Here is an 11,755-nt window from a genome sequence, read left to right on the forward strand (position 1 = left end):
TGAAAATTATCTACATCGACCGATGACCAATCGGTTGGTGAAAGGAGTAAATAGACTTTGAAATCAAACCTTACACGATTGAGTGCAGCCGTCCTTGTTTCGACCTCGTTATTTAGTGGATTGGCTCCCACTCCATCATACGCAGCAACATATGAAGGAACCGTCAACACAAAGATTTTAAATGTTCGTTCTGACTCGTCTACGACTTCATCGATTGTTGGGAAACTAACAGAAGGAACAACGGTAAACGTCTATTCATCGAATAACGATTGGGCACAAATCGAATTTGAGGGTCAAACACGTTATGTCGCTTCCGAATATTTAACCGTCAATACATCTATTTCTAAGTCTTCTACATCTACTACTTCTACCGCTTCTACTGCGCTATATATCGCTAAAGAAGCGACAAGTATGTATTCATCGATGACGACCTCATCTTCTGTCGTAAGCGCAATCCCGAAAGGTGCGACCATCACTTACATATCAACGCATGGGGCGACGGGTTCGTGGTACAAAATTTCTTACAATGGGAAGACGGGTTATGTCGCTCAAAAATATTTTGTTGAGCAGGCATCTGCAAAACAATATGTTGCGGAAATGAACGTCAATTTAAGAGCTGAAATGACGACTTCTTCTGCTGTATTGACGGTCCTTCCTAAGGATGCGGTCGTGAACTATATTTCGACGCACGGCGCGACGGGTTCGTGGTACAAAGTTTCTTATAACGGGAAAATTGGTTACGTCGCTCAAAAATACTTTTCTGCATACGAAGGTGGAAGTGTGACGCCTCAAGTGAATCCGACACATATGACAACTGATTCAACAAAAGTATATGCATCGATTACGACGACTTCTCGTGTATTGACGACTCTCCCGAAAGGCGCGAAAGTAAGTCTTCAATCTTTATATGGTGCGACAAATTCGTGGGGTAAGATTTCTTACAACGGAATTACTGGATATGTGGCCATGCGCGACCTCCAATCGCTGACGGCACCTAAACCGATGTATATTAGTAATCAAACGACGCTTTACAACTCTATGTCATCAACTAAAAAAGCTATCCGTACGTTAACGCCTGGCACGGCGGTCTCTCAACTTTCGACTCATGGCGCAACAGGTTCATGGTCTAAAGTGACGTATCAATCTACGACAGGTTACGTCCCGACACGTGATCTATCTGAGAAATTCACGCAAGTGGTGACACCGTATTACGCCCAACAAGAAACGAAGTTATATTCTTCGATGTCTAGTTCTAAAACGGTGCTACAGACCATCCCAAAAGGGGCTAAAGTTGATCAATTCGCTAAATTTGGAGCGACTGGTTCATGGTATCAAGTGCGTTACAACAACACGACTGGCTATGTCGCAGCTCGTGACTTTGCGTTGACGCCACCGACAACGACACCGACTGAACAGTACGGTCCGGAAGCCGAATACCGAATTTATGTAGAAGGTGGAAGTACGTTAAACGTACGTTCTACTCCTGCCGTCCAGTCAAATAACCTCGCTGGAACGTTGAACAACGGGACGATTATCAGTGTGAAACCAATCATCGGTTCAGATTGGGGATTATTGACGAATGGTACGTATAGTGGAAACTATATTCATATGGATTACGCAATTCCGGTCACGACAACGCCTCCGGGAAGCGGTGTCATCAAGAACGTATTCTATACAAGTTATCCGATGACTGTTCGTGACATGGCAGAGCGACAATATAATCAAATCGCTCAAACTGATTTTCATCGCTACGAAAAAGCGTATTTGCCAAGAGCTTGGGTCAGTGTCACTGATAACGTCGGCACAATCGTCAATCAGGATATGACCGTCATCTCAAACGTAGGTGCTGCGTTAAAATTGTCTGCCACATCAAGTTCTGTGACAGTGGCCACTATTCCGAAAGGAGCAACAGTTCAATATGTAGAACGCGCTTCCTCTTCTTGGTATAAAGTCAAATACGGTACGGCAACGGGTTATATCACATTGAGTTCCGTCATCGGTAAGGCCAATATTTTAAGCCAACCAAGCCTTACATCTCATCCATACGGTCAAATCAATCCGGGCGAAAAAGTAACCATCACTGGACAGACAGGCACATACTATACAGTTTCTTACAACCGTCCATCCGGTCACAACCTTCGTGTGTTTGATAACATGTGGCGTCGGGCATCGCTCAATGAAGTGTTGACATATGTTGACCCGACTGGCATTGATCCGAATTCACGCTCGTTCTACCAATTCTTAGATTTATCGAAGAGTGCCGGAACGACAGCGACAACGCTCAATAAGCTACTCCTGTCGAAAGGTACACTCAGTGGCTTAGGTCAAGCGTTCGTAGATGCCGGCAGTCAGTATAATATCAATGAAGTCTATCTGCTTTCACATGCACTTCATGAAACGGGTAACGGTACCTCAAAACTAGCGTCTGGTGTACCCGTTGATAAAGACGGAAACGCCTTGATTAACTCAAACGGTGACCGCATTTATCCCGAGCGACCTGTAGCCGCTACCGTATACAATATGTATGGTATTCAGGCCTTCGACAGCAATCCACTTGGAAGTGGAGCTAAGTATGCATTTGAACAGAAATGGTTCACGCCTGAAGCAGCAGTAATCGGTGGAGCCTACTGGATTGGTTCTAGCTACATTAATCATCCGACTTATAAACAAAACACACTTTATAAGATGCGTTATAACCCTGATTCACCAGGCACGCATCAATACGCAACGAATATTGCTTGGGCAGATATTCAAACGAGACAGATCTATGAAGTCTATCAATCGCTCGATGCCTATACACTTAATTTCGATGTTCCAAAATATCAATAAAAAAATGAGACACGCGCCTCTAATTTGGCGTCGTGTCTCATTTTATGTCCATTCGACTGAGTCGATGATGGATTCAATCTCCATTTTTTCATTCGTCACTTGATCAGCAACGTATGTCATGAATAAGAGGCGCTTTCCGTCCGTCAAAGACCAGACATCTAAATGCATCCCGTCTTCGATGCCGCTCGCATAAGCCGTCGTCATGTCACCCGTCTCGTCAGTCACGCTTGGCGCAATTTTTACGTCGATTGGGAACTCTCCTAAAAAGGTATTTAACTCGCGTAAGACGGCTTCTCTTGGTTCTTGTGAATCCTCAGACTCATAGATGGAGATTTGAAGCGTTCCTTGCGCATCCTCTTCTGTTGAATAGAAGCTCACATAATCTTCTTCTTCACTGTATTCGTAATGTTCCGGATACGTCAGGCGGAACCACCCATCAATTTCATACTCTTTCATGCTGTTTTCTCCTTTACTTGCTTAAATGCCAGTCCTGTGACCATTTTCGCTTGTAATGCATACTTTAGTCGTTCGGTCACATAAAGACGTTGGCTATTTACATCTTGGGCAATCATATGTCCAAATAAATTCATTCGAACCGTCTGATTAGATAGGAAATAGAATCGATCCGTACTTAACGGGCGAAATTCGTTCGAGTGTTCGAGGTATTCGATTTCAAAGCGTCGGAGCACATTAAGCGCGCAGTAGCGATCTGTCTTCCCTGTACTTGTATGAAGCTCGACACGGACGAGCTGAACGTCATATGGACAGACATTCATAAAGATCGGACTGACTCGCTCATGGATCAAGAGGATGCCCATATCGGTTTCAATCAGATCAGGCAAGGACCCTTCATCTTGTGAAATGCTCAATACGACATACGGCCGGTTCGATGGTGCGAGCAATTCGCCTTTGTAAAATCGAAATCGCTGAATCCCTGTTAGAACCCGGGCCCGCCAAGCACTCCCTCGTGCTTCCGCTTCCATTCGATACAACCTCTCTTCACTCACGCTTACTCCCCCTTCACTTGTTTGAGCGCATCGACGAATGTTTCCCATTCTAGGTTGTCACAAACAACCTTATTTTCCAATCCCCATTCTTCATCGATTGTCAAACGTACTTCGTTCGATTCAGGGTGACGTATGATTCGAAGATTCCCAATTTGAATCAAATTGGGAGAAATGTCAAATGTATGACTCGGCAATCCGACCCACTTGACCCGATTCGAACGTAACACGACATACCATTCGTTATCGTGATGAATCGAGAACGTCCAGCCCCGGAGAGACACTGTTTTGTCCGTTTGTTTAGACTGCTTCAACATCCGAAATCCTTCGCCCATCAGTTGTAAATATGATTTTCGTTCACTCATATTTAATTTCTCCCCTTTTTTCTATTATCTTCGTTGTGGATAGGATTCTGCAACCTAAAAAGTTTTTTAAAAAAGGGTTTGCAAATAGAATTTGATATGCTATTATATCAAAGTAACGTTAAGACGTAACGCGGGTGTAGTTTAATGGTAAAACCTCAGCCTTCCAAGCTGATGACGAGGGTTCGATTCCCTTCACCCGCTCCATATTTTTTCTTCATGCGGGTGTAGTTTAATGGTAAAACCTCAGCCTTCCAAGCTGATGACGAGAGTTCGATTCTCTTCACCCGCTCCAATATCGACATATACGCGAGAGCCTCTCGCACACATACAATGCACGGTTGAGACCTTGCAAAAGCAGAAAGTCATTTGACTTTCTGCTTTTTTGTTGTTCCATCGATTGTTTTGGGGAAAAGAGTGAATGACTCTAATCAGATGAGGAGGAACTCTTTTGATTCAAGCGAAACTTCAATCATTCACGATTTACGAAAGTGCGTTGATGCGAACGACATCGACCTTAATCGATACACCAGACGCTATTCTTTTGATTGACCCCACATGGCTTCCAGAAGAAATCGCCACGATTCGTCGGGATATCGAGCTAAGACGAGATGATCGCCCACTTTACGTCATCTTCACCCATCATCATTTCGACCATATTATCGGGGCTTATGGTTTTAAGGATGCGACAACGATTGCCTCACAGGCGTTCGTAGATGCCGACTCGTCAGATCAGCTCGATGAGATTCGCGAGTTCTATGAACAGCATTACATCGATCGCCCGATTCAAAAACCTGAAATCGATATCGTGGTCCAACCGAATCAGACACTTCTACTTGGATCGTTACCCGTTACGTTCATCCCGACACCTGGCCATGATGCAACTCACCTATCTGTTCTAATCGAGCCGATGCACCTACTCGTATGCGGAGATTACGGTTCGAATATCGAGCCACCTTTTATCGAGCATGACCCGACCGCATATCTCGAAACATTACAAACGTTGCAAACCCTCATTTATGAACATGAAGTTCAATGGTTCGTGCCTGGACATGGTGACCTATGCGACAATCGTAGCCAAATGATTGAACGGTTGAGTGCGGCAGAAGAATACATCTTAGCACTTCCCGAAGAGCGCCACTGGTCTCCTATGTGGCCAGAGCATTCTTTTTTCGACCGTGTCCATGAACGTAATCGAAAAATGGTGGAACAAAAAGAGACCGATCGCCGGTCTCGTCAACAAGACTATTAAAAAAATCGCAACGTCTCCCCAAGACGTTGCGATTTCCCCCTATGTAGACCTATTTCTTTGTGACGCGTTCTGAGCGGACCGTGAACATACGGTCAACCCCATAGATCGTTACTCCCGTCAGAGCGAGTAACCCAATCATTGCAGAAGAAAACATGACCATCCCCCCATTGTTCACAGTTTCGTCATAATCACCCCGTGCTTTCATTATAGAAGACCATTTTAAAAAAAGAAAGCGTTTTCTTCAAACTTCCTTCACATTTATCAAATTTATCCTCATGCGTTTCTTGGAATAACTTCCCTTGTCCGATTGGACAGACACTCGTAAAAATGTGTAGCTTTTGTGGAATGTGGGAATACATGATGTAAGGATAAAAAGAGACAGAAGCTGCTCGTCGAGGAGGAAGAGGCATGATTAAGTACGGTACATTGGTGCGAATCGAGGGAAAATATGCCGTATTGAGATGGAATAACGGCTCAAGTTTCATTCCTAGACGATTCTTACCTTCCGAAGCACGTGTTGGTGATACAATCATTCGAGACAATCATCATTATTATCTTGAAGAAGATATGACCCCAAATTTTGATGCATTGATCAAGCAACACTATAAAAGCTGAACGATCTGCTCTCCCATTAAGGGCAGATCGTTCAGTTTTTTTGAAATATCACATTGACGTCTTTTCGATCTGTTGCTGAATCCACGCTTCGTCGACGGGACCTGTCTGCTTCGCCACAATGACTCCTTGTTCATCTAAAACGTACGTTGTCGGTAGCGCGACGACACGATACTGTTGCTCTACGACCGCTTCTTCATCTAACAAGATTGGAAAATCAACCGGGTACTCCTGTAAAAAAGCCTCGACGTCCGCTTTTCCTCGTCGTTCATTTTTGGTGACATTCACACCGAGAACCGGAATGTCTGTCGCTTCTTCAAACGAAACCAGTTCAGGGAACTCATCTCGACAAGGCGGGCACCAAGAAGCCCAAAAATTAATGACTACCGGCTGTCCTTGGAACTGTGAAAGAGTCAGACTCTCCCCCTCTAGCGTATTCAAGGTGAAGTCTGGAGCTTGTTGCCCCACTTCGAGACCTCCTAATACCGATTCATTTTGGACGATTGGAACCGCTTTTTCTTTCTTTTGTGTCGTCATATATTCTTCGTAGCCCTTGTAGGCAAGCCCAGCAATCAATAGAAGGATGAGCGTTCCGATTACGATTCTTTGTAAGCGCATCATTTACCCCTTGTTTGTTTTACTTAAGATTTCTACACTTAACTTATCACAAACCGTAAAGGAGCGTATGTATTGTGCAACTTCAAAACAAAAATGTTCAGATTACGTTAAAAGCACAGGGTGCTGAGATGACTAGTTGGAAAGTAGACGAAACGGAATACTTATGGCAAGGTGATCCTACGTATTGGGGACGACAGGCCCCCATTCTTTTCCCGATTGTCGGGCGATTATTAGATGATCAATATGTATATGAAGGCAATACGTATACGATGAGTCAACACGGCTTTGCTCGTGACGCGATTTTCGACATCGAATCATCGAATGAAACTTCCGTTCGTTTCACCTTGAAAGATACACCTGAATCAAGACAACATTACCCTTTCCCGTTTACTCTGAACGTATCGTATCAACTTGTAGGAGAAGAAGTCATTGTCACCTATCATGTTCATAACCCAGGGGAAACCATGTTACCGTTCAGTATCGGTGGTCATCCCGCATTCAATATCCCTTTCAAGGGTGGTGCGTTCGAGGACTATACGATCGACTTCGGAGAAGTACGTACACTTGACCGCTATCTATTAGAAGGACCTTATTTGACAGGAGCCTATCAACCACTAGGCGAACGGCAATACATCCCGCTTACCCGTTCTCTATTTGACGACGATGCATTGATTTTCGAAAATGTGGAGTACGCCGCGCTACGTCATCAGCCGTCAGGCACGGCAATCGTGATGGAAAGCCCTTCATTTACTCACTTTGGCATTTGGTCACCACCCCATAAGGATGCTCCATTCGTTTGTCTTGAACCGTGGTTCGGTCACGCAGATTATAAAGGACACCGAAAAGATTTTCTACACAAAGAAGGAATTCAGCTCCTTGCCCCAAACGAGACGTTCGAAGCAAGCTACACCTTATACATCGAAAAATAAAAGCAATCCGACATGACTGTCGGATTGCTTGTTTTCGTTAAAAACGATCTTCTTGTTCCGCCTCATATTCTGATGGCGGCTTTTTCATGATGATGGCCAGAACGATATAAATCAGAAGCCCTGGACCACCTAAGAGTGCCATTGCCACAAACAGAACACGCATGATCGTGACGTCCACTCCTAGATAGTTCCCGAGCCCTGAACAGACCCCGGCAATCATTTTATTATTCTGATCTTTATACAACTTTCGTTCCATATCATCTTCTCCTCAACTCGTTATGATCGTTGTGGTCGGCGTAACGTCGTTCTACCTCCGTTTGCCACTTCTCCACGGCCTTCAAAATCAAGCGCTTCATTAATCGGCGTACTACCCGACTTGATTTCGATTCGGCGACCGTATAGTCCACGGTTGTCAAGAGATGCAGAGATGACAGTCGCGACATCTGTCTCGGAAATCGTCGCACCGTCCGTATCGTTCAAGTCTTCAGATGCTTCGATGGAACCTTTACTCGGTTCATCGACAATGGTCACTGGGCAAATGATCGTATAGTTCAAACCGCTATGTTCGATGTATTCGTCGGCGGCATTGTTGGCTGACAGAAAGTTAAAGAGTTCTTTTGGTGCGGCATTCGGTTGGTCCGCGCCATATGCACTGAGCAAGACGACGTGACGTACTCGTTCTTTTTTAGCAGCATCAATCGCGTTCATCGCGACGTTTCGGTCGAGTAGTTCAATCTCGGTACTCGATCCGTCTGCGCCGGCAGTCGCCGCAATGATGACTGCATCTTGTCCACTTGTCGCCTCATGAACTTTTTTCTCAAGTTCTTTCTCGACATCAACCGTCAATACGTGCGCACCCATTTTCTCGTACTCTGCTTGTAGTTCAGGATAACGAATTAAAGCGGTCACTTGATGGGTCTTCGCTAGACTTTTCAATACACGTTTCCCGATCTTTCCTGTTGCTCCAATGACTAATACTTTCATTCAAATTTCCCTCCTCAAAAGAGTAGTTCATTTGTTTAAAATTCCTCTTTCAAGTCAGAATCAAACCCTTTTCTTAAAATTATCTGACCGTGCCCCACATCGATAAATCGAGGGCGTCCCGAATGGATTGCACACTCTCTTCTAAAGGTTCGTAGTAATAGACATTGTTGATATAGGCATCTTGTCCTTCAACTTGCATCTTATTCACGTCCGGGTTCGAGATCATCGTCAGACCGACAGACGCCATTTGTAAGACATTCATCTCAAGACCCATTTCCTCTTTCATGAAACGATACGTTGCCGGAATCTTCGTCCAGCCCGAAGGACTAGCCAATTTCTCAGCAACGGCTGTCATGACTTCGGTTTGACGATTCGAACGGGCGCCGTCCGTATCCGACTTACGGTGTCTCGCATAGGCAAGTGCCATGTCTCCATCCATCGCGTAAGAGACACCTTCCGTATACTCATACGTCTGGTTGAACCCTTTCTCACTGAATGAATGCGTTGCTGTCACATTGACACCACCAATCAAATCGATTAATTCCATGAACGACTCAAATGTGATCACGACTTGTCCATCAACCGACGCATCGGTCAGTCCTTCAACAGCACCTACCGTACACGTTGCACCACCATAAGCGAAAGCATGGGTGATTTTATCGCCATCCCGGTCTGGCTCACATGGAATGGCCGTATACGTATCGCGTGGAATCGACACGTTTTGAACAGTACGTGAACGAGGGACAAATTCCATCAATTGTAGAGAATCTGTGCGGGACCCCGAGAGGGATTCCCCCACCCGTGCGTCACTTCCCATAATGAGGAACGTGAACGGGGAAGTCGCCACATACCCTCCGACAAGCAACAGGAGAATGAGAAGAAGGGCCACTTTCCCTTTCCATTTACGCTTTCGTTTATTTGATGGTTTGGACGAATGATCGACTTCTTGTTTCGGAGATTTTGCCGGTTTCGGTTGTTGCGTCGCATGATTCGACTTTGATTGAGAAGTCTTTCGTTTCGATTTTGAGAATGACGGAATCCGTGGCATACGCTTCTTCCGCTTTTTTGATGTTCCGTAGTTCGGCTTCGACGAATCCGTTGATTTCTCGTTCAAGAACGGGTGCTCCGATTGAACAGGAGCCCCTTCCCCTTGTCGATTCTGTCGCCATGCTTCATTTATATTCGATGGCTCTTCTATATTCGACGGCTCATCTGAAGATCGTTCACCATTCAAACGAGACGCTTCGAGTTCTTGTTGTTCGAGTTCGCGCTTTCTACGTTCTACACGCGATAAACGTTGATCATCTTTCATATTTTCAATCCTCAACTTTATCAATTTTTCTCTATTATCCCGAACCCGCATTGATCTGACAACGTTTCTAAGGAAAATCCGTCTTAAGCATGAGACCATATGATTGTTTCAGATGAAATCCGGGAAAGGAATATTAATTGGTGTCTGCCCAAATCAGAGATGCATACAACAAGTATGAATGAAAGGAGGAGAGCTGATGCGCATCGGAAAATTACGCATGTTGTTGGAGCAATATGGTGAGGCGACGTTACGTGATTTATTGGTCGAGATGTATCGTCATACTCCAAAAGATGTGATTGATGATCAAGACTTTGATTTTATGATCAGCCAGTTCACACGCTATAAAGAAAAAAAACATTCGGAAGAGCGTCATTCGCTCTCACAAACGATTACGTTAGCTGAACGTTTTGTCGATTCAGCATATGAACATTTATATATTCGTCCCAACCAAGTCATGTCCGACCGTGATCAAAAAAATTGGTATATCCACGCCAAAAAAATCATCCGTGATTTAGCCCACTATGCCGAAGAATATACTGAGGCACGCACGATGTATGAAGAGATGTTTTATCTTCTGTCAACGTCAGCCGGAGAAGAACCTCTCTTTTCAACGAGCGACCCGTTTCGCCTATTGAAAATCTCACAAGTCACGATGCTCCAAAAACTCATCCACTACTACCAACTAGACGCACCCATTGATACCGTCTGGATTGACCGCGCTTTATACACTGCCCTCCACGTGCCAAAAGACGTGGATTCCACACGAATCGACTTACTATCAACCTTGCCGATTGAACACAGCCAAGCCAACACGAGAAAGATTCTTCACGCACGCATTCTCAAACTGTGTGAGCGGATGTTAGAAAAATCCCAGACAGAAGATACCGCACTTGAAAACTATCAAGCTCTTAAAATGTTAGAGCTCCGTCTCCTCGTCGCCGAAGGTAACTTACAAGAAGCCGAACAGAAGCTATTTTCAGAGTATATCCCTTTCTTTTCACATCGTTCCGAACCGTTCCGTGTCTACGTCGATTTCTTAGAGAGCCATGGCCATACGGATGAAACAAAACGATTAAAACGATTAGCAAAAGAAAAACGTATTCGATTTTAGATAGACAAAAAAGGGAGTCAATCGATGACATCGGTTGACTCCAATACATGATATGAACGAGGGGTGTTCATTTGAAAAGGAGGACAGAAAGTTGGTGCAGAACTTTCTTCCTACACATATAAGTATAAGGCAACGTTTGTAACCGTTACCAAACGACTTATTGCGTTTTTGTGAACGTTTTCACGTTATTCAATCGTATTCATGATTCCTAAACCAACGACAGATAATAACACGATTAATACGAAGACATACACCATCTCATTGGGTGATTGAAATCCTTCGTGAATCTCTACCTCTTCTTCAACAATGATGTTCTCATGAATCACTACTGGTTCTGTTTCGGCCATAACCGTAGTCGGAGCAGCAATCATGAACAACATAGCGACGAGAATCAGTTGATAAATATATTTCATCATAAACTCCTAATTGATTGGTTTCATTGTGATTAAGTATATCATGTCTTCGCCACACGTCACGTCTGACATTTGACGAAACTCACAGACCAACATGTATAATCAATCATTTATTCAAAATCATGTGCGAACAATCTATTTTATTTCATTTTTTTATGAAGGATGTTGATTATTTTCATCCATCAGGTGTCATGAAAATGCCACACAACTTTTATTCAGATAGCGCTTACAATTTAATTGAATCAGGCGAGAATTCTCCCTCCTCTAAGCGTCTCGGGGCGTAGCCCAGCGTAGGCGGGAGATGAATCGCCCGGTCCAAAACTCTTCTC

The 11,755-nt window shown here is 44.3% G+C and carries 13 protein-coding genes and 2 tRNA genes; 7 read left to right on the plus strand and 8 right to left on the minus strand.

Features of this window, described 5'->3' with window-relative positions; genetic code table 11:
• The first annotated feature begins 57 nt into the window (after positions 1–57).
• Positions 58–2,829, plus strand: coding sequence for an SH3 domain-containing protein (locus KNO92_RS10505; protein ID WP_214761195.1), 2,772 nt, complete (start codon positions 58–60; stop codon positions 2,827–2,829).
• 42 nt (positions 2,830–2,871) lie between these two features.
• Here the strand turns inward: KNO92_RS10505 and KNO92_RS10510 are convergent, their stop codons facing one another.
• Genes KNO92_RS10510 through KNO92_RS10520 form a run of 3 tightly spaced genes read right to left on the minus strand, consistent with a single transcriptional unit; the run spans position 2,872 to position 4,198 of the window.
• Positions 2,872–3,285, minus strand: a complete 414-nt coding sequence (locus tag KNO92_RS10510) for a DUF3805 domain-containing protein (protein ID WP_074033032.1) — start codon at positions 3,283–3,285, stop codon at positions 2,872–2,874.
• Entirely contained in the window at positions 3,282–3,836 is a 555-nt protein-coding gene (locus KNO92_RS10515; protein ID WP_224863319.1) for a hypothetical protein, read from the minus strand. The genes KNO92_RS10510 and KNO92_RS10515 overlap by 4 nt, the downstream gene beginning before the upstream one ends.
• A gap of 2 nt (positions 3,837–3,838) precedes the next feature.
• Positions 3,839–4,198: a hypothetical protein gene (locus KNO92_RS10520; protein WP_214761198.1), complete on the minus strand. Its 360-nt coding sequence runs from the start codon at positions 4,196–4,198 to the stop codon at positions 3,839–3,841.
• 130 nt (positions 4,199–4,328) lie between these two features.
• Between KNO92_RS10520 and KNO92_RS10525 the strand changes: the two genes are divergently transcribed.
• From KNO92_RS10525 to KNO92_RS10540, 4 genes are all read left to right on the plus strand, one after another.
• Positions 4,329–4,402 (plus strand) — tRNA-Gly (locus KNO92_RS10525).
• A gap of 14 nt (positions 4,403–4,416) precedes the next feature.
• Positions 4,417–4,490: transfer RNA gene (locus KNO92_RS10530), tRNA-Gly, on the plus strand.
• A gap of 156 nt (positions 4,491–4,646) precedes the next feature.
• Entirely contained in the window at positions 4,647–5,447 is an 801-nt protein-coding gene (locus KNO92_RS10535) for an MBL fold metallo-hydrolase (RefSeq protein WP_214761200.1), read from the plus strand.
• A 408-nt stretch (positions 5,448–5,855) separates the two neighbouring features.
• On the plus strand, positions 5,856–6,062 hold the full coding sequence (locus tag KNO92_RS10540) for a DUF3006 domain-containing protein (protein WP_015880796.1): 207 nt from the start codon (positions 5,856–5,858) through the stop codon (positions 6,060–6,062).
• Positions 6,063–6,110: 48 nt separating this feature from the next.
• Here the strand turns inward: KNO92_RS10540 and KNO92_RS10545 are convergent, their stop codons facing one another.
• Positions 6,111–6,677, minus strand: a complete 567-nt coding sequence (locus tag KNO92_RS10545) for a TlpA family protein disulfide reductase (protein ID WP_251127105.1) — start codon at positions 6,675–6,677, stop codon at positions 6,111–6,113.
• A 74-nt stretch (positions 6,678–6,751) separates the two neighbouring features.
• Here KNO92_RS10545 and KNO92_RS10550 point away from each other — a divergent pair, with 74 nt between their 5' ends.
• Positions 6,752–7,606 (plus strand): aldose 1-epimerase family protein, encoded by an 855-nt coding sequence (locus KNO92_RS10550; protein WP_214761204.1) that lies wholly within the window; start codon positions 6,752–6,754, stop codon positions 7,604–7,606.
• Between the two features lie 37 nt (positions 7,607–7,643).
• On the opposite strand, the gene KNO92_RS10555 is transcribed toward KNO92_RS10550, so the two are convergent.
• The 3 genes from KNO92_RS10555 to KNO92_RS10565 form a co-directional block, all read right to left on the minus strand.
• A complete protein-coding gene (locus KNO92_RS10555; RefSeq protein WP_074033027.1) occupies positions 7,644–7,862 on the minus strand; it encodes a PspC domain-containing protein in 219 nt (72 codons plus the stop codon).
• A gap of 20 nt (positions 7,863–7,882) precedes the next feature.
• The gene (locus KNO92_RS10560; RefSeq protein WP_214761206.1) at positions 7,883–8,590 is read right to left on the minus strand and encodes an SDR family oxidoreductase; all 708 of its coding nucleotides are present in this window, start codon (positions 8,588–8,590) and stop codon (positions 7,883–7,885) included.
• Positions 8,591–8,669: 79 nt separating this feature from the next.
• Positions 8,670–9,902: an LCP family protein gene (locus KNO92_RS10565; RefSeq protein ID WP_214761208.1), complete on the minus strand. Its 1,233-nt coding sequence runs from the start codon at positions 9,900–9,902 to the stop codon at positions 8,670–8,672.
• A gap of 196 nt (positions 9,903–10,098) precedes the next feature.
• On the opposite strand from KNO92_RS10565, the gene KNO92_RS10570 reads away from it, so the two are divergent.
• On the plus strand, positions 10,099–11,013 hold the full coding sequence (locus KNO92_RS10570; protein WP_074033024.1) for a hypothetical protein: 915 nt from the start codon (positions 10,099–10,101) through the stop codon (positions 11,011–11,013).
• Positions 11,014–11,198: 185 nt separating this feature from the next.
• Here the strand turns inward: KNO92_RS10570 and KNO92_RS10575 are convergent, their stop codons facing one another.
• Positions 11,199–11,426: a hypothetical protein gene (locus tag KNO92_RS10575; protein WP_074033023.1), complete on the minus strand. Its 228-nt coding sequence runs from the start codon at positions 11,424–11,426 to the stop codon at positions 11,199–11,201.
• Between the last annotated feature and the right edge of the window lie 329 nt (positions 11,427–11,755).

Source organism: Exiguobacterium sp. s129, assembly GCF_018617585.1.
Lineage (GTDB): Bacteria > Bacillota > Bacilli > Exiguobacteriales > Exiguobacteriaceae > Exiguobacterium > Exiguobacterium aestuarii_A.